This is a genomic window from Variovorax sp. GW821-FHT09B01 (assembly GCF_059418345.1).
Genome location: NZ_JBWKPQ010000007.1, coordinates 227,247 through 247,421, shown reverse-complemented (window position 1 = coordinate 247,421; position 20,175 = coordinate 227,247). Strand labels below are relative to the sequence as shown.

General features: G+C 71.0%; 7 protein-coding genes. 5 read left to right on the top strand and 2 right to left on the bottom strand.

Annotated features, from left to right (window positions below; translation table 11 throughout):
• Positions 1 to 214: 214 nt before the first annotated feature.
• Complete coding sequence (locus AC07RV_RS21690) at positions 215 to 15,046, top strand: autotransporter-associated beta strand repeat-containing protein (RefSeq protein WP_492715059.1); 14,832 nt, start codon at positions 215 to 217, stop codon at positions 15,044 to 15,046.
• Positions 15,047 to 15,050: 4 nt separating this feature from the next.
• On the opposite strand, the gene AC07RV_RS21685 is transcribed toward AC07RV_RS21690, so the two are convergent.
• Entirely contained in the window at positions 15,051 to 15,902 is an 852-nt protein-coding gene (locus AC07RV_RS21685) for a nucleotidyltransferase (RefSeq protein ID WP_296782145.1), read from the bottom strand.
• Between the two features lie 133 nt (positions 15,903 to 16,035).
• On the opposite strand from AC07RV_RS21685, the gene AC07RV_RS21680 reads away from it, so the two are divergent.
• Positions 16,036 to 16,812, top strand: coding sequence for a metallophosphoesterase family protein (locus AC07RV_RS21680; protein WP_093344992.1), 777 nt, complete (start codon positions 16,036 to 16,038; stop codon positions 16,810 to 16,812).
• Between the two features lie 100 nt (positions 16,813 to 16,912).
• Here AC07RV_RS21680 and AC07RV_RS21675 read toward each other — a convergent pair whose 3' ends face one another.
• Positions 16,913 to 17,617 (bottom strand): glutathione binding-like protein, encoded by a 705-nt coding sequence (locus AC07RV_RS21675; protein WP_296782144.1) that lies wholly within the window; start codon positions 17,615 to 17,617, stop codon positions 16,913 to 16,915.
• Positions 17,618 to 17,830: 213 nt separating this feature from the next.
• Between AC07RV_RS21675 and AC07RV_RS21670 the strand changes: the two genes are divergently transcribed.
• From AC07RV_RS21670 to AC07RV_RS21660, 3 genes are all read left to right on the top strand, one after another.
• On the top strand, positions 17,831 to 18,559 hold the full coding sequence (locus AC07RV_RS21670) for a secretin and TonB N-terminal domain-containing protein (RefSeq protein WP_296782143.1): 729 nt from the start codon (positions 17,831 to 17,833) through the stop codon (positions 18,557 to 18,559).
• Positions 18,556 to 19,068 (top strand): RNA polymerase sigma factor, encoded by a 513-nt coding sequence (locus AC07RV_RS21665; protein WP_296782142.1) that lies wholly within the window; start codon positions 18,556 to 18,558, stop codon positions 19,066 to 19,068. Before AC07RV_RS21670 ends, AC07RV_RS21665 begins: the two co-directional genes overlap by 4 nt.
• A 90-nt stretch (positions 19,069 to 19,158) precedes the next feature.
• Entirely contained in the window at positions 19,159 to 20,154 is a 996-nt protein-coding gene (locus AC07RV_RS21660; protein WP_296782141.1) for a FecR family protein, read from the top strand.
• Positions 20,155 to 20,175 lie beyond the last annotated feature (21 nt).

Genomic DNA, 20,175 nt, shown 5'->3' with positions numbered 1-20,175 from the left:
GAAAAAGTAAGGTGCAAATCGAATAGCGGAACTTGAGAATTTCGCTCGAAGCGGCAGCGCAGTGATGCCGCACATGCCATGCGCCTCCTCGCGACTGCATGGCAGGAGGAGACCCCATGAACAGCCATTCGACAGCCATCGCCCACGCGGCATCGGCTGCATTCGCTTCTGTCCGAAGCGCCTTCCGCACGCCGACCACGGAAGCGAGCCGTTCATGAACAGCGCCTACAAGACGATCTGGAATGCCGCCATCGGCGCCTGGGTGGCCGTCTCGGAAACCACGCGCGCGCGCGGCAAGCGCAGCACCAGCCAGCGTGCGGGCCGCGCGACACGTCTCGTGGGGCTGACCAGGATCGGCATGCTTCCGGCACTCGGGGTGTTCGGTGCGCTGCAGCTCGCGGGCGGTGCGGCCTGGGCCGCCTGCACGCCGGCCGCGCCGGGAGACGGCGCCTTCGTCAGCTGCACCGGCGCGCCGATCCTGCTGCCGCCCAATCCCAACAGCTTCCTGAGCAACGCGAACGGTCTCAACGTCACGGTGCAGGCCGGCACGGTCATGAGCACGCTGCCCGGCGGCACGGCGTTGAACTTGGGCGGCACCGGCATCACGCTCACCAACCTGGGTGCGATCGATGCCAATGCGGCGGGCTCGCTGGTGCTGGCGCGCGCGCTGTCGATCGGCAACCTGATCGCGCCCGGCAGCGGCGCGCTGGCGGTGAACAACCAGGGCAGCATCGAAGGCACCTACAACGGTACCTTCGGGCTGTCGGGCATCGCCATGCTGATCGCCAACGCCGGCCAGAGCACGATCACCAACGCGGGCACGATCGGACTCGCCGCGCAGGGAGCCTTCGACCCGATCAATGGCATCGCGGTCGGCATCTACGGCGGCGGCAACGTCAACTTCACGAACACCGGCACCATCACGGGCCGGGTCGCGTTCCAGAGCCCGACCGCCGGCGGCAACCGCTTCGTCAATGCGGGCACCATCAATGGCAGCGTCGCGCTCGGCAGCGGCGAACGCGACGACACCTTCATCGCGGTCACCGGTTCGAGCATCAACGGGGGGCTGGGGCCGCTGCCCGGCGTCACGGTCCCGACGGCGGCGAACAGCTTGCTGGCCTACGCGGCCGCCGGCACGGTCGATGCGGGCGTGGGCGGCACCGACACGCTGGTGCTGCAGAACACCGTCAGCAGCCCGGGCTCGGGCAGCGGGGGCAGCGGCACGATCTCGTCGACCCAGTACCTCAACTTCGAGAACCTCCTGGTCAACAGCGGAACCTGGACCCTGCAGGGCCCGGTCGTCAGCGGCAGCGCCGTGCTCAACGGCGGTATCGCGATCTTCGACAGCGCGCTGTCCTTCGGCACCGGCACGCTGACCGGCAGCGGCGGCGCGATGCAGGCCTCGGTGGATGGCCTCGCGTTGGCGCAGAACGTGAACCTCACCAGCGGCCTGATCGTGCAGGGCGCCAACAGCTTCACGCTGGGCGGCACCGTCAGCGGCGGCGCCGGCCTCATCAAGAACGGCACCGGCACGCTCACGCTGAACGGCGTCAACACCTTCAGCGGCGGTTTCGCACTCAACGGCGGCGGCCTGACGCTGGGCAACGCGAGTGCGCTCGGCTCGGGCCTGTTCCTGGTGGGCGGCAATGTCGCTCTCAACACCTTCTTCACCGGCACGCTCAACAACCAGGTGCAGCTCAGCGGCGCGCTGACGCTCGACGGGACGGGCACGCTGACCTTCGGCGCACCCATCTCGGGGGCCGGCAGCCTGAGGTCGAACGGCAACCTTGCACTGGCCGCCAGCAACACCTATGGCGGCGGCACGACGATGGGCGGCGGCAGGCTGGACGTGGGCAGCAATACGGCGCTCGGCACCGGCGACCTCACCATCGACGGCGCCTCCGTGCTGACCGGCGCGGCCGGCGTGACGCTCGCCAACAACGTGGTGCTCAACAACACGCTGAACTTCGGCGCGGCCGGCAGCGGCGGCGCGCTCACGCTCAATGGCACGATCAGCGGCGCCGGCGGCATCAGCCTGGCCGGCGCGCCGGGCGTCACGCTCAACGGCGCCAACACCTTCACCGGTGGCTTCAACCTCGGCGCCGGCACGCTCACCGTGGGCAACGACACGGCGCTGGGCCAGGCCGGCGTCACGGTCAGCGGCCCGAGCTCGCTCGAGGCGAACAAGGCGGTGAGCCTCGCCAACGACTTCCGCCTCAATGCGGCGCTCACCGTCGGCGGTGCCAACGACCTCGCGCTCAACGGTGCGATCACCGGCCTGCGCGCATTGACGAAGAACGGCACGGGCCGCCTCACGCTGGGCGGCGCGAACAACTTCTCGGGCGGCGTGAACCTGCAGTCCGGCGCGCTGCGCGTGGGCACCGACACCGCGCTGGGCGGCGGCGACCTGACGGTGAGCGGCACCGCCGCGCTCGACGCGAGCGCGGCCGTGAACCTCGCGAACGACGTGGTGCTCAATGCGAACCTGAACGTCGATGGCGCGAACGACATCGCGCTCGGCGGCCAGATCACGGGCACCGGCGGCATCATCTACAGCGGCACCGGCACCTTGACGCTCGGCAAGGCCAACGGCTTCACCGGCGGCACCACGCTCAACAGCGGCACGCTGAGCCTCGGCGACGGCCTCGCGCTGGGGGGCGGCAAGCTCTCGGTGGCCGGCAACGCGAACCTGCGCAGCGGCGTGGCGAACATCGGGGTGAACAACGGCGTGACGCTGGGTGCCGGCGCCACGCTCGGCGTGGACGGCAGCAACCCGCTGACGCTGACCGGCACCATCGACGGCGACGGCGCGCTCGCGTTGTCCGGCACGGGCGCGGTGGGGCTGACCGGTGCCAACACCTACGGCGGCGGCACGACCGTCACGGGCACCACGCTGATCGTCGCCAACACCAGCGGCAGCGCCACCGGCAGCGGCGCGGTGCAGGTGCAGGGCGGCGGCACGCTCGGCGGCAGCGGCAGCATCGCGGGCACGGTGAACGTCGGCGAAGGCATCCTGTCGCCCGGTGCCGGCGGCGCGGGCACGCTGACCGTCGGCGGCCTGAACCTCGCGGCCGGCTCGACGCTGAACTACGAGCTCGGCCAGGCCGGCGTGGCGGGCGGGGCATTCAACGACCTGATCAGCGTCAACGGCAACCTGCAGCTCGACGGCACGCTCAACGTGACGCAGTCGCAAGGCGGCAAGTTCGGCGCCGGTCTCTACCGGCTCATCGACTACACCGGCTCGCTGACCGACAACGGCCTGGAGATCGGCACCGCGCCGACCGACGCGAAGAACCTGCAGGTGCAGACCAGCGTCGCGAACCAGGTCAACCTGGTCAACAGCGACGGCGTGACGCTCACGTTGTGGGACGGCGCCGATCCGGCGAATTTCAACGACGGCAAGATCGCGGGCGGCAGCGGCACCTGGCGCGCGGGTGGCTCGACCTCGAGCTGGACCGGCGTCGACGGCGCGCTCAACGCCGGCTGGCAGCAGGATGGCGTGGCCATCTTCAGCGGCCAGGCCGGCATCGTCACGGTCGACACTCAGGGCGGGGCGAAGCCGGTGGGCATCGGCGGCGCGCAGTTCGCGGTCGACGGCTACACGGTCAACGGCGATGCGCTCACGATCACCGCACCGCAGACGGTGGTGCGCGTGGGCGACGGCACCGCGGCGGGTGCGGGCATGACCGCGACCATCGCTTCCGAGATCGCCGGCGCGGGCGGCCTGGTCAAGGACGACCTGGGCACGCTGGTGCTGGACGGCAGCAACAGCTACAGCGGCGGCACCACCGTCAAGGGCGGCATCCTGCAGATCGCATCGGACGCCAACCTCGGCGCGGTCGGGGGCGGCCTCGCGCTCGAAGGCGCCACCTTGCACGTGACGGGCGACACGGCCAGCAAGCGCGCCGTGAGCCTGGGCACGGGGGTCAACAGCTTCGACATCGACCAGACCGTCGCGCTGGACGGTACGGTCAGCGGCGCGGGCAGCCTGCGCAAGATCGGCACGGGCACCTTGCAGCTCGGTGCGGCCAATGCATACGTCGGCGGCACCGACGTCGCCGCGGGCGCGGTCGAGGCGCTGGTCACGGGCGCACTGGGCAGCGGCCCGGTGTCCGTGGCGGACAACGCCTCGCTGGCCTTCACCAACACGGCCGAGGCGGGCGCGCTCGCGATCACCGTGGCCGCGCGCGGTGGCGCGCCGGGCGACAACGGCGGCTTCGTCGCGTTCCGCGACAGCAGCTCGGCCGGCGATGCGAGCATCACGACGAACCAGGGCGCCTCGGTCGAGTTCCGCGACGCCTCGAGCGCGGGCAATGCGGTGATCGAGAACCGCGGCGGCTCGACCACGCTGTGGTTCAACGCGAATGGCGGCAAGGCGCAGATCACGAACTTCGCCGGCGGGCTGGTCAACCTGCTCGACGACGCGAGCGCCGGGCAGGCGCGCCTGGTCAATGGGAACGGCGGTGTGATCGACATCGCCGACCGTGCGAGCGCGGACCAGGCCACGGTGGTGAACGACGCGGGGGCGCTGCTGCGCATCAGCAAGCTCACTACGGCGGGTGTGGGCATCGGCTCGCTCGAGGGCGCGGGTGACGTGCAGCTGGGGGCCAAGGCGTTGACCACCGGCGGGTTGAACACGAGCACCACGCTGTCGGGCACGATCAGCGGCAACGGCGGGTCGGTCGTGAAGGTCGGCGGCGGCACGCTCGGCCTGAACGGTGCCAACACCTACACCGGCGGCACGACGGTGGCCGGCGGCACGCTCGCCGCGAACAACACGAGCGGCAGCGCCACCGGCATCGGCGGCGTGCAGGTGCAGTCGGGCGCCACGCTCGCGGGCACCGGCAGCATCGCGGGCGCGGTCACGGTCGCCGACGGCGGCGTGCTGTCGGCCGGCAATGGCGGTGTCGGCACACTCACGCTCGGTGGCCTGAACCTCGCGGCCGGCTCCGTGCTGAACTACGACCTGGGCCAGGCCGGCGTGGCCGGCGGCGCGCTCAACGACCTGATCAGCGTCAACGGCAACCTGCAGCTCGACGGCACGCTCAACGTCGCGCAGTCCGCGGGCGGCAAGTTCGGCGCCGGCCTCTACCGCCTCATCGACTACACCGGCACGCTGACCGACAACGGCCTGGAGATCGGCACGGCGCCGACCGACGCGAAGAACCTGCAGGTGCAGACCGCGGTGGCGAACCAGGTCAACCTGGTCAACAGCGAAGGCGTGACGCTCACCTTGTGGGATGGCAGCACGCCCGCGAACTTCAACGACGGCAAGGTCGCGGGCGGCAGCGGCACCTGGCGCGCGGGCGGCTCCAGCTCGAGCTGGACCGGCATCGACGGCAAGCTCAACGGCGGCTGGCAGCAGGACGGCGTGGCCGTCTTCAGCGGCCAGGCCGGCACGGTCACGGTCGACACCCAGGTCGGTGCGAATCCGGTGCGCCTGGGCGGCGCGCAGTTCGCGGTGAGCGGCTACACGATCAACGGCGATGCGCTCACGATCACCGCACCCCAGACGGTGGTGCGCGTGGGCGACGGCACCAACGCGGGCGCGGGCATGACGGCGACCATCGCGTCCGCGCTGACCGGCACCGGCGGCCTGGTGAAGGAAGACCTCGGCACGCTGGTGCTCGACAGCGTCAACAGCTACAGCGGCGGCACCACCATCAAGGGCGGCGTGCTGCAGATCGCTTCCGACGGCAACCTCGGCGCGGAGACGGGCGGCCTCGCGCTCGAGGACGGCGCCACGCTGCACGTGACCGGCGGCGCTTCGGGCACGCGGGCCGTGAGCCTGGGCGCGGGTGTGGCCACCTTCGAGGTGGTCCCGGTCGAGACCCTGAGCCTCGGGGGCAAGGTCAGCGGCGCGGGCCGCCTGCGCAAGACCGGCGCGGGGCTGCTGCAGCTCATCGCGGCCAACGACTACACGGGTGGCACCGAGATCGCGCAGGGCAGGATCAATGCGACGGGGACGGGCGCGCTCGGCAGCGGGCCGGTGTCGGTGGCGGGCAATGCCATGCTGGTCTTCGCCAACACGGCCGAGGCGGGCAAGCTCGCGATCACCGCGGCCGCGAGTGGTGGCGCGCCGGCCGACAAGGGCGGCTTCGTGCAGTTCATCAACGGCAGCTCGGCCGGCGAAGCGACCCTGGTGGCGAACCAGGGCGCCTCGATCGAATTTCGCAACACCTCGAGCGCGGGCAAGGCCGTGATCGAGAACCGCGGTGGCTCGACCGACTTCCGGCTCAATGCCAGCGCGGGCCAGGCGCAGATCACCAACCTCGCGGGTGGCCGCATCCGCCTGTTCGACGACGCGAGCGCGGGGCAGGCACGGCTGGTCAACGAAAGCGGCGGGCTGATCGACTTCTTCGACCGCGCGAGCGCCGACCAGGCCACGGTGGTCAACAACGCGGGCGCGAAGCTCGACATCGGCAGCCTCGTCAATGCGGGCACCAGCGTCGGTGCGCTCGACGGCGCGGGCGACGTGCTGCTGGGCGGGAAGGCGCTGACCACGGGTGGGCTCAACACCAGCACCACCCTGTCGGGCACGATCAGCGGAACCGGTGGCTCGGTCGTCAAGGTGGGCAGCGGAACGCTGGCGCTCACCGGGGCCAACAGCTACACCGGTGGCACCACGGTGGCGGCCGGCACGCTGGCCGCGAACAACGCGAGCGGCAGCGCGACCGGCACGGGCGCCGTGCAGGTGCAGGGCGGTGCGACGCTCGCGGGCACCGGCAGCATCGCGGGCGCGGTCACGGTGGCCAAGGGCGGCACCCTGTCGGCGGGCAATGGCGGCGTCGGCACCCTGAGCGTCGGCGCGCTTAGCCTGGATGCCGGCTCGACGTTGAACTACGAGCTGGGCCAGGCCGGCGTGGCCGGTGGCACGCTCAACGACCTGATCAACGTCAACGGCAACCTGCAGCTCGATGGCACGCTCAACGTGGCCGAGAGCGCGGGCGGCAAGTTCGGCGCGGGGCTGTACCGCCTCATCAACTACACGGGCACGCTGACCGACAACGGGCTGGACATCGGCACGGCACCGACGGGCAAGCTCTCGGTGCAGACCTCGGTGGCGAACCAGGTCAACCTGCTCAACAGCGACGGCCTCGTGCTGAACCTCTGGGACGGCGGCAACAGCGCCAACTTCAACGACGGCAAGATCGCGGGCGGGGCGGGCACCTGGCGCGCGGGCGCGCCCGGCGACAACTGGACCGACGCCAACGGGCTGGCCAACGGCACCTGGGTGCAGGACGGCTTCGCGATCTTCGGCGGCCAGGCCGGCACCGTCACGGTGGACAACAAGGGCGCGGGCGGTGCGGTGCGCCTGGGCGGCGCGCAGTTCGCGGTCGACGGCTACACGATCAACGGCGACCCGCTCACCATCACCGCCCCCCAGACGGTGGTGCGCGTGGGCGACGGCTCCAGCGCGAGCGCGGGCATGACCGCGACCATCGCGGCGTCGATCGGCGGCGCGGGCGGCCTCGTGAAGGACGACGGCGGCACGCTGGTGCTGACCGGCAACAACAGCTATGCGGGTGGCACCACGGTCAAGGGCGGCATCCTGCAGATCTCGGCCGACAACAACCTCGGTGCGTTCGGCAAGGGCCTGGCGCTCGACGGCGGCACCTTGCGCATCGCGACCGGCTCCGCGCCGTTTTTCGCCTCGCGCGCGCTCGCGCTGGGCGCGGGTGGCGGCACCATCGACCTGGGCAACAGCGTCTTCGGCGTGGGCGGCCTCATCAGCGGCAACGGGCTGCTCACCGTGACCGGCAAGGGCGGCACCCTGGGCCTGGTGACGGCCAACAGCTACAGCGGCGGCACGCTGCTGCAGGACGGCGCGAGCATCACCACCACCGCCAGCAGTGTGCTCGGCAGCGGCGCGGTGCGCCAGCAGGGCAACGGCACCACGCTGCTCTACACCGACAAGGCGAGCGCGGGCGGCAACGACTACACCGTGGGCCGCGCCGCGAGCGCGGACAGCGGCAACATGCTGGCCTTCGCGCAGAACGCCACGGCCGCGAGCTCGAAGATCACGCTCAACGGCGCGGGCTGGCAGACAGCGGGCGTGAATTCGGTGCAGTTCAGCGGCAACACCAGCGCGGGCACGTCGACCATCGCCAACGCGGGCGGGTCGGTCTACTTCTTCCAGGATGCCAGCGCCGGCAGCGCGACCATCGCCAACGGCGGCAAGAGCCAGCTGAGCTTCGGCGGCAACGCCACGGCCGGCGGCGCGCAGATCGGCAATGCATCGGGCGGGCTGGTGCGCTTCGCCGACAACAGCTCGGGCACGGGTGCCACGGTCGCCAATGCCGCGGGCGGCGTGGTCGATGTCTCGGGCTCGACCGCCAAGACCGGTGTCGAACTCGGTTCGCTCTCGGGCGCGGGCGCTGTCGTTCTCGGCGCCACGCGGCTCACCGTGGGCGGGCTGAACACCAGCGACACGCTCTCAGGTACGGTCAGCGACAAGGGCAGCGTGTTCGCGCAGCCGGGGTCGGGCACGGGCGGTTCGATCGTCAAGGTCGGCGCGGGCACGCTCACGCTCAGTGGTGCCAACAGCTACACCGGCGGCACCACCGTCGCCGCGGGCACGCTCGCAGTGAACAACGCGAGTGGCAGCGCGACCGGCACGGGTGCGGTGCAGATCCTCGGCGGCGCGGTGCTGTCGGGCAGCGGCAGCATCGCGGGCGCGGTGAGCATCGCCAAGGGCGGCGCGCTGTCGGCGGGCAATGGGGGCCCCGGCACCTTGACGCTCGGCAGCCTGAGCCTGGCCGATGGCGCGGCGCTGAACTACCAGCTCGGCCAGGCCAACACCGTCGGCGGTCCGCTCAACGACCTCGTCAACGTCAACGGCAACCTGCAGCTCGACGGCACGCTCAACGTGGCGCAGTCCGCGGGCGGCAGCTTCGGCGCGGGCCTGTACCGGCTCATCAGCTACACGGGCAGCCTGACCGACAACGGCCTGGACATCGGCACCGCACCCGGCGCCAAGACCGACCTGCAGGTGCAGACCTCGGTGGCGCAGCAGGTCAACCTGATCAACCGCGCGGGCCTGTCGCTGAACTTCTGGGATGGCGGCGACGCGAGCAAGTACAACGACGGCCTGGTGGCCGGCGGCTCGGGCACCTGGCGTGTCGGGATTCCGGGCGATGGCTGGACCGGTGTCGACGGCAAGATCAATGCGGCCTGGGCACAAGGCCAGTTCGCGGTGTTCGGCGGCACTGCTGGCACTGTCACGGTCAATGACGCGGGCGGCACGGTGCGCATCACCGGCGCGCAGTTCGCCACCGACGGCTACCGCGTGCAGGGCGATGCGATCGAGCTCGGCAACGCGGCGACCACCGTGCGCGTGGGCGACGGCACCGCAGCCGGCGCAGGCATGACCGCGACCATCGCGTCCTCGCTGACCGGCACGGGCGGCCTGGTCAAGGAAGATCAGGGCACCCTGGTGCTCGATGGCAGCAACAGCTACAGCGGCGGGACCACCGTCAAGGGCGGCATCCTGCAGATCGCTTCGGACGCCAACCTCGGCGCGGCCACGGGCGGCCTCGCGCTCGAGGGCACCACCCTGCACGTGACCGGCGACACCACCGGGACGCGCGCCGTGAGCCTGGGGGCGGGTGTCAACAGCTTCGACATCGACCGGACCGTCGCGCTCAACGGCATCGTGAGCGGCGCGGGCAGCCTGCGCAAGATCGGCGCGGGCATCTTGCAGCTCGGTGCGGCCAATGCATACGTCGGCGGCACCGACGTCGCCGCGGGCGCGGTCGAGGCGCTGGTCACGGGCGCGCTCGGCAGCGGCCCGGTGTCCGTGGCGGACAACGCCTCGCTGGCCTTCGCCAACACGGCCGAAGCGGGCGCGCTCGCGATCACCGTGGCCGCGCGCGGTGGCGCGCCGGGCGACAACGGCGGCTTCGTCGCATTCCGCGACAGCAGTTCGGCCGGCGACGCGAGCATCACGACGAACCAGGGCGCCTCGGTCGAGTTCCGCGACAGCTCGAGCGCGGGCAATGCGGTGATCGAGAACCGCGGCGGCTCGACCACGCTGTGGTTCAACGCGAATGGCGGCAAGGCGCAGATCACGAACTTCGCCGGCGGGCTGGTCAACCTGCTCGACGACGCGAGCGCGGGGCAGGCGCGCCTGGTCAATGGGAACGGCGGTGTGATCGACATCGCCGACCGCGCGAGCGCGGACCAGGCGACGGTGGTGAACAACGCGGGGGCGCTGCTGCGCATCAGCAAGCTCACCACGGCGGGTGTGGGCATCGGCTCGCTCGAGGGCGCGGGTGATGTGCAACTGGGCGCGAAGGCGCTGACCACGGGTGGTTTGAACACGAGCACCACGCTGTCGGGCACGATCAGCGGCAACGGCGGGTCGGTCGTGAAGGTCGGCAGCGGCACGCTCGGCTTGAGCGGTGCCAATACCTACACCGGTGGCACCACGGTGGCGGGCGGCACGCTGGCCGTGAACAACACGAGTGGCAGCGCGACGGGTACGGGCGCCGTGCAAGTGCAGGGCGGCGCGACGCTCGCGGGCAATGGCAGCGTGGCGGGTGCTGTGAGCATCGCCAAGGGTGGTGTGCTGTCGGCAGGCAATGCAGGCGTCGGCACGCTGACGCTCGGCGGCCTGAACCTCGCCGATGGTGCGGTGCTCAACTACGACCTCGGTCAAGCGAACACCGTGGGCGGTGTGCTCAACGACCGCGTGCAAGTCAACGGCAACCTGCAGCTCGACGGCACACTCAACGTGGCGCAATCGAAGGGCGGTGTGTTCGGCGCGGGCATCTACCGCCTGATCGACTACACCGGCAGCCTGACCGACAACGGCCTGGACATCGGCAGCGCGCCGATCGCGGCCAAGGACCTGCAGGTGCAGACCTCGGTGGCGCAGCAGGTCAATCTGGTAAACCGCACGGGTCTGTCGCTCAACTTCTGGGATGGCGGCGACAACACGAAGTACAACGACGGCAAGATCGCCGGCGGCTCGGGCACCTGGCGTGTGGGCGTGCCCGGCGACGGCTGGACCGGTGCCGACGGCAAGATCAATGCAGCCTGGGCACAGGACCAGTTCGCGGTCTTCGGCGGAACGGGCGGCACGGTCACGGTCAGCAATGCGGGCGGTACGGTGCGCATCAATGGCGCGCAGTTCGCGGCCGACGGCTATGTGCTGCAGGGCGATGCGATCGAACTCGGCGCTTCCGGCACGGTGGTGCGCGTGGGCGATGGCTCGGGCACGGACGTCGATCGCACGGCCACGGTGAATGTCGCGCTGACTGGCGCGGGTGGTCTGGTCAAGGACGACGTGGGCCGCCTGGTCCTTGGTGGTACCAACACCTACACCGGTGGCACCACGGTCAAGGCCGGTGTGCTGCAAGGCAATACGGCGAGCCTGCAAGGTGGCATCGTCAACGACGCCGAGGTCGTGTTCGACCAGGCCAAGACCGGCAGCTACGCGGGCACGATGAGCGGCACGGGCAAGCTGCGCAAGATCGGCACGGGCACGCTGACCTTGACCAGCGCCAACAGCTACGCAGGCGGCACCTTCGTCGACGCAGGCACGCTGGCCACCGACATCACGGGCGCCCTCGGCAGCGGCGCAGCCAGCGTGGCCTCGGGCGGCACGCTGCAACTGGGTGGCAGTTTCGATGCAGGCACCACGGCCATCGGCAACCAGGGAACGGTGCGCTTCCAGGGCAAGGCGAACGCGGGCACGTCGACCATCACCAACGCCGCGGGCGGCGTGCTGGCCTTCGCGGACGATGCTTCGGCCGACAAGGCCACGGTGCTCAACCAGGCCGGCGCGCAGGTGCGCATCGACCAGGCGACGACCGGCGTGAGCTTCGGCTCGATCGGCGGTGCCGGCGACCTCGTGCTCGGTGCCAAGGCACTGACGCTGGGCGCCAGCGGCGACAACGCCACGCTGTCGGGCACGATCAGCGGCACGGGTGGTTCGGTGGTCAAGGTAGGCAGCGGCACGCTGACGCTCACGGGCGCGAACACCTACACCGGCGGCACCACCGTGGGCGCGGGCACGCTGAGCGTGAACAACAAGAGCGGCAGTGCCACGGGCACGGGTGCGGTTCAGATCCAGAGCGGCGCGACGCTCGCGGGCAGCGGCAGCATCGCGGGCGCGGTCACGGTCGACAAGGGCGGCATCCTGGCTGCGGGCAACAGCCCCGGCACGCTGACCTTGGGCGCGCTCACGCTTGCGGGCGGCTCCACGCTGAACTACGAACTCGGCCAGGCGGGTGTGCCAGGCGGCCCGCTCAACGACCTGATCAACGTGACGGGGAACCTGAACCTCGACGGCACGCTGAACATCGCGCAGTCCGCAGGCGGCAGCTTCGGCCCCGGCCTGTATCGCTTGATGAGCTACGGCGGCAGCTTCACCGACAACGGCCTGGACATCGGCACCGTGCCGGGCTCGGCCAAGACGGTCGACCTGCAGGTGCAGACCTCGGTGGCGAACCAGGTCAACCTGGTGAACCGCGCGGGCCTGTCGCTGAACTTCTGGGATGGCGGCGACAGCACCAAGTACAACGACGGCCAGGTGGCCGGCGGCAGCGGCACCTGGCGCGTGGGCAACCCGCAGCCGTCGATGGACGGCTGGACCGACATGGACGGCAAGCTCAACGCCAATTGGGCACAGAACCAGTTCGCGGTGTTCGGCGGCAAGGCCGGCACCGTGACCGTGGATGCTGTTGGCGGTGCTGTGCGCATCGCCGGTGCGCAGTTCGCCACCGACGGCTACGTGGTGCAGGGCGATGGCATCGTGGTGGACAACGCGAACTCGGTGATACGCGTGGGCGATGGGACGGCCGCGGGCGCGGCGATGGCGGCCACGCTCAATGTCGCGCTGAGCGGCACGGGCGGGATCTCGAAGGAGGATGCGGGCCGGTTGATCCTCGGTGGCACCAACACCTATACCGGTGGCACCACCGTCAAGGGTGGTGTGCTGCAGGGCAGCGCGACGAGCCTGCAGGGCAATATCGTCAACAACGCCGAGGTGGCATTCGACCAGGGCAAGACAGCGGGCACCTATGCGGGCGCGATGAGCGGCACGGGCAAGTTGCGCAAGATCGGCGCGGGCACGCTGACCTTGAGCAGCGCCAACAGCTACAGCGGTGGCACGCTGGTGGATGCGGGCACGTTGACGACTGACACCACGGGTGCGTTGGGAACTGGTCCTGCCAGCATCGCTTCGGGTGCCACGCTGCAGTTCGGCGGCAAGGCCGATGCGGGCAAGCTCGCGATCGCCAATGCCGGCACGCTGCGTCTGCAGGACACCGCGAGTGCCGCAGGCGCCACGGTGACCAATGCAGCGGGCGGCCAGGTGCGCATCGACCTCACGACCACCGGCACGAGCATCGGCTCGCTCAGTGGCGCGGGCGATGTGGTGCTCGGCGCGAAGACGCTGACCACCGGCGCCATCGGCGGCGACAACACGATCTCGGGCGCCATCACCGGCACCACAGGTTCGCTCGTGAAGGTGGGGACAGGCACGCTCACGCTGTCAGGCACTGCAACGTACGCAGGCGAGACGCGCGTGACCGGCGGCACCCTGAAGGCTGGCGCCACCAACGCCTTCAGCGCAGTCTCGAGCGCTGTGGTCGCCAGCGGCGCCACGCTCGACCTCGGCGGCTTCAGCCAGAAGATGGCCGGCCTCACCAACGCCGGCACCGTCTCCCTGCTGGGCACGGTCCCCGGCACCACGCTCACCTTGACCGGCCCCTACGTCGGCAACAACGGCGTGCTGCGCCTGGGCGCGAAGCTCGACAACCCAGGCATCGCCGACCGCCTGGTGCTCGACGGTGCCTCGGCCAGCGCGAGCGGCAAGACCACGGTGCAGGTGACCAACCTCGGCGGCCTGGGCGCACGCACCAGCGGCGCGGGCATCGAGCTGATCAGCGCCAAGAACGGCGCGACCACCACCGCGCAGAGCAGCAAGGACGCCTTCGTGCTCTCGGGCGGCCGTGTCGATGCCGGCGCCTACGAGTACCGCCTGTACGCAGGCGATGCCGGCGGCGAGGGCGAGAACTGGTACCTGCGCACCGAGGCCGAACCGGGCGCCTCGCTGCCGACCTACCGCGCCGAAGCCTCGCTCTTCGCTGCGCTGCCGAACCAGCTGCGCCAGAGCAACCTGGGCATGCTCGCGAGCCTGAGCCAGCGCATCGGCGACGACGACGTGCGCGGCAGCGGCGGCGCGAGCACGAGCATCGACGGCGGCAACCGCCGCGCCTGGGGCCGTTTGATCTCCACCGACATGGACATCCGCCAGGGCGGCACCGTCTCGCCACATGCCGAGGGCCGCGTGAGCGGGCTGCAGGCCGGCACCGACCTGTGGGCCAATGCGAACTGGCGCGCGGGCATCTATGTCGGTCAACTCGAAGGCGACACGCGTGTCAGCGGCTTCAGCAGCGGCCTCCTGAACGGCGCCGCAGGCCGCAACGACCTGCGCAGCCAGTACCTGGGCCTGTACGGCACGTTCACGAGCGACGACGGCTTCTATGCCGACGCGGTGCTGCAGGCCGGCCGCCATCGCTACACGGTGCAGCCGCAACTGAGCGCTGGTGTCACGGGCAAGGGCAACAGCTTCCTGGCCTCGATCGAGGTCGGCAAGGCCTTCGCGCTGGGCTCGGGTGGCTGGTCGGTGGAGCCGCAACTGCAGCTGATCCATCAGCGCCTGCGGCTGGACGACGTGGCGATCCCGGGTGCGCTGGTGCAGCAGGACGCCGACAGCAGCTGGACCGCGCGCGCGGGCGTGCGCATCAAGGGCAGCTTCGCGACGGGAGCGGGCACGCTGCAGCCCTATGCGCGCCTGAACGTCTACCGCAGCTCGAAGGGCAACGACGTCGCGCGCTTCGTGAACCCGGCGGCGATCACGCCGGTGGGTGCACCGATCGGCGGCACGAGCACCGAGCTGGCAGCGGGCTTCACGCTGGCGCTGAGCCAGCGCACGAGCCTGTATGGCGAGCTCGGCAAGCAGTGGGCTTCGGGTGGCGCGGCACGCGTGGGCAGCTCGGTCAATGCGGGGGTGGGCGTTCGCGTGAAGTGGTGAGGTTTCAGTCCGAAGGCTTCCCGCCCTGGGCCTCGGCCCGCGCGGGAATCGCCTCGGTCCACACCGCGATGTCCTCGGGCGTCATCGTGCTCGCGGGCGTGAGGCGTCCATCGACATAGCCGAGCCGCTCGATGTCGTGCAGGAACTGCTCGCGCGAGAGCAGGGTGCCGGCGCACACGTTGTCCCCCGGGGCCTCGGTCGTGCGCAGCTCGCCGGCGAGGCGGCCCATCAGCATCGTCATCACCCAGCCGGGCACATGGTCGCGCTCGGCGGGATAGATGTAGCCGAACAGCGTCAGGTGCGCCAGCAGCACGCGCCAGTGCGCGCCGAAGCGCTCCAGCAGCCCGGGCCAGTCGAGCCGCAGCGCGTTGACCTGCAGCAGGTGCGCGATGTCGCCGCCGTCGTAGCGCTCGCGTTCCATGATGAAGGCCTTCGACACCAGGCAGTCCTCCACGTTGGCGACGCAGACGGAAACGCCGAGCACGTCGGCGCGGCAGTTGCCGTGGAACCAGCGCGCGTCCACCGGCATGAGGCCGTTGCCCGAATTGAAGATCAGATCGATGAACTCCTGGCCGTCGTAGACCTTGCCGAGCCAGTGCGGAAAGGTCATCTCGGTGCGCCAGCCATGCCGAAGCGCGACCTGCGCGATGCGCTCGTAGTCCTCGCGGCGGATGAAGAGGTCGAGGTCCTTGGTCGAGCGGCGGATGCCGGTGTAGCAGGCCTGCGCGAACGCGCCGCCGACGAGGAACGGAATGCCGGCCTCGTCGAGCGCGCGCAGCGCGCGCCGGTAGAAATCGGCCACCCGCGGCTCGACTTCGTCTTCGAGCGAGGGCGCGAGGATGGTGGAGGGCGTCATGCACGCAGTGAATGCCGCCGCGCTGGAGGCAGGGCAGGGGCAAAGGGCCCCATCGAATGTCAGACGGGCGCCTACAAGCGCAGCGGGAGGAGGCCGATGACGGCGCGCGGCGGTGGGGTGCACGGTGGGTTGCATGCCTACTCCCAAATCATCCACCCACGTCCGCTTCGCCGCCGTCGGCGACATCCATGTGCAGAAGGACTCCGCGGGTTCGCTGCGCGACTTCTTCGCGCAGGCCGCCGACGAGGCCGACGCGCTGCTGCTGTGCGGCGACCTGACCGACTACGGCACGGCGGAGGAGGCGCGGGTGCTGGCCGAGGAGCTCGGCGGCCTCTCGATCCCGATCGTCGCCGTGCTGGGCAACCACGACTTCGAGTCGGGCACGCCCGAGGTGGTGAACGAGGCGTTGACGCGGATCGGCGTGCGCATGCTCGACGGCTCGGCCTGCGAGATCGAGGGCGTGGGCATCGCGGGCGTCAAGGGCTTCGCGGGCGGTTTCGGCCGCGCCTCGCTCGGCGCCTGGGGCGAGCCCGCGATCAAGATGTTCGTGCAGGAGGCGCTCAACGAGGCGATGAAGCTCGAGTCGGCGCTCGCCAAGCTGCGCACCCGGCGCCGCATCGCGATGCTGCATTACGCGCCGATCGTGGGCACGGTGCAGGGCGAGCCGAGCGAGATCTTCGCCTTCCTCGGCAGCAGCAGGCTCGAGGAGCCACTGCTGCGCTACCCGATCGATGCCGTGTTCCACGGCCATGCGCACCGCGGCACGCTCGAGGGTCGCACCATCAACGGCACGCCGGTCTACAACGTCGCCAAGCCGCTGCTGCAGCGCAGCCGGCCCGACGTGCCGCCGTTCCATCTCTACGAAGTGCCGCGCGAGTCCGCTTCGGAACCCGAGCTGGCCGCGCACTGAGCCGCGGACGGCGGCCGCTCGACCCTTCAGGCGCGTCGTGATGAAGAAGCGCCGGCCCGGGTGCGGGGCGACCGAACGCGCGAGCACCTCGCCCTAGGCATCACGCCGCCTTCGGAATCGTCAGCCCCGCGATCACAGCGGGCCGTGCCACGAAGCGCTCGAGCACGCGCGCCACGTTCGGGAAGCTGTCGAAGCCGACCAGGTCGCGCGCCTCGTAGAAGCCGATCAGGTTGCGGATCCACGGGAAGCTCGCGATGTCGGCGATGCTGTAGTCGTCGCCCATGATCCATTCGCGGCCGGCCAGGTGCTTGTCGAGCACGCCGAGCAGGCGCTTCGATTCGGCCACGTAGCGGTCGCGCGGGCGCTTGTCCTCGAACTCCTTGCCGGCGAACTTGTGGAAGAAACCGAGCTGGCCGAACATCGGGCCGATGCCGCCCATCTGGAACATCACCCACTGCAGGGTTTCGTAGCGCTTCGCTGGGTCGGCGCTCAGCAGCTTGCCGGTCTTCTCGGCCAGGTAGAACAGGATCGCGCCCGACTCGAACAGCGGCAGCGGCTTTCCGCCCGGGCCATCGGGATCGATGATCGCGGGGATCTTGTTGTTGGGGTTCAGCGAGAGAAAGGCCTCCGACATCTGGTCGTTGCTGCCGAAGCTCACGAGGTGCGGCTCGTAGGGCAGGCCGATCTCCTCCAGCATGATCGAGACCTTCACGCCGTTGGGCGTGGGCAGCGAGTAGAGCTGCAGCCGCTCGGGGTGCTGGGCGGGCCACTTCTGGGTGATCGGGAAGTCGGCGAGGGAGGTCATGGCGTGAGCCTTTCTTTCTTGGAATGACGGAAGAGGGCGCTTCGGCCCGGCGGCCGGCCCCCGGGGCGAGCCGGCGATATTGCCCGATCCGCGCATCCGCTGCCGGGCACCAGGAATGCTTTGGTGTAGCACCGACGTCATATTCGGGCGCGAGGATGGCGGGCTTCCAGAATGGCGCACCCACCTTGCCGGCTCGATTCGTCTCCTCGCAGGGTGCGCCCGCTCGCCGCCCGTGGGCAGCGCCATGCCCTGGCGCTGTCGCTGCTGTGCGGGCTCTGGATGCCCGCGTGGGCCACGGCCGCCGATGGCGACGCGGCGCGCTTGGATGACGCGGCCGCCCTGCCCGAGGCCGCCGCGCCCGGCGTCGATTTCGACATCGCGGCGCAGCCCCTGGCCGCCGCGCTGCAGCGCTATGCACTGCAGTCGGGCCGCCCGGCGCTGTTCGACAGCGCGGCCGTGAGCGGCCGCACCTCGGCCGCCGTGCGCGGCCACCACGCCCCCGAAACCGCGCTGCGCCTGCTGCTCGAGGGCACGGGCCTGGCCGCCGAAAGCATGCGCGACGGGCCGGCCGATGCCTTCGTGCTGAAGCCGGTCGACGCGCGCGCGCTGGCGGCGCGAACGGCCACGGATGGCGTGGACACCGACTACGGCGCCTGGGTGCAGGCGCGCGTCTGGCAGGCCCTGTGCGCCGATGCGCGCACCGCGCCTGGCGGCTACCGCACCCTGCTGCGCTTCGAGGTCGATGCCACCGGTGCGCTGCAGAAGCCGCGCCTGCTGACCTCGACCGGCAATGCGCGCCGCGACGCCGCGGTGCGCGAGGCCCTGCAGCGCGTGCGCGTGGACCGCGCGCCGCCGCCCGCGATGGCGCAGCCGCTGACCCTGGTGCTGCTGCCGCGCGATGCGGCCGACCCCGACGCGCCGCGCTGCGAGAACCGGCCATGACCGAGGACGCGCGCCCGATCCTGTCGGACTACCTGTCGCGGCACTACGCCAGCCTCAAGCGGCGCGTGACGCGGCTGCTGGGCAACAGCGACCTGGCCGGCGACGCGCTGCAGGACACCTGGCTGCGCCTGCAGAGCCGCGAGGAGGAGGACGCGATCCAGAGCCCGGGCAGCTACCTGGTGCGCGTGGCCGTCAACATCGCGATGGACATCCAGCGCCGCCAGAGCCGCTCGCTGTCGATCGACGAGGTGCAGTCGCTGATGGAGCTGTCGGACCCGGCGCCCGGGCCCGCGCGCACCGCCGAGCTGCGCTCCGAGGTGACGAGCCTGCTGAAGTTCATCGACCGCATGCCCGAGCGCCGCCGCACGATCCTGATGCTGGTGCGCTGGGAGGGGCTGCAACAGAAGGACGTGGCGGCGCGGCTGGGCCTCTCCCTACGCGTGGTCGAGCACGAACTCAAGCGCGCCCACGACTACCTCGACGCGCAGATGAACCATGACAAAAAATAGTTGGGGGTTTTGCGGGGTGCCGTTCGTCTGGGTGGGTGAAGCACTTTTCCATCGTTTCCTCGGCGCACCGGGGCTGTCCGGCATGAAGCCATGACGGCATCGGTCGACGACCGCGACGCACCGGGCGACGCGCTGCCGGCGCAGGCGCGCGTCTGGCTGCGCCTGCTCGCTTCGGGCGAGGTCAAGGCCTCGGACGCCGAGGCCTTCCAGCGCTGGCTCCACACCAGTGAGGCGCACCGCGCGGCCTTCCACGAGGTCAAGCAGCGCTGGGCGGCGCTGCGGCCCGTGAGCGGCGAGTACCTGCGCACCCGCCCCGCGGCGGCCGCGGCGCACGAGCGCGCGCTGCAGGGCCGGAACTTCGGGCGCCGCGCCTTCCTGGGCGCGGCCGTGAGCGCCGCCGCGGTGGCCGGCGTGGCGGTGGTGGCCTACCCACAGGGCGGACTCTGGCCCGCGGCGGGCGAGGGCACGGCCGACGACCGCACGGCCGTCGGCGAGCAGCGCACGCTGGCGCTGGCCTCGCGCGTGCAGGTGACGCTCAACACCCAGACCCGGATCCGCCGCGAGCGCGCGGCCGGCCAGCTCACGGGCATCGACCTGCTGTCGGGCGAGGCCGCGATCGACCTGCTGGCCGAGGGCGGCCCGTTCGGCGTGGTGGCCGGCGCCGGCCGCAGCCTCGCGCACGCGGGGCGCTTCGAGGTGCGGCACCTCGACGGCAAGGTCTGCGTGACCTGCGTCGAGGGCGCGCTGCGCATCGAGCATCCGGCCGGCGTGCGCGCGCTGCAGGCCGGCCAGCAGGCGGTGTACGACGCGCAGTCGCTCAGCGGCATCGCGCGCGTCGCGCTCGAGAACGTGTCGGCCTGGCGGCGCGGCGAACTCGTGTTCGACCAGACGCGGCTGGCCGAGGTGCTGGCCGAGATCAACCGCTACCGCGCGGGCCGCGTGCTGCTGGTGAACGGCGCCGCGGGCGAGAAGCGGGTCAGCGGCCGCTTCCGGCTGGCTTCGCTCGATTCGGCGCTGGCGCAGCTCGAGCACACCTTCGGGCTGCGTGCGCGATCGCTGCCCGGCGGGCTGCTGCTCTTGAGCTGAGACAGCGGCTCAAAAAAAGTT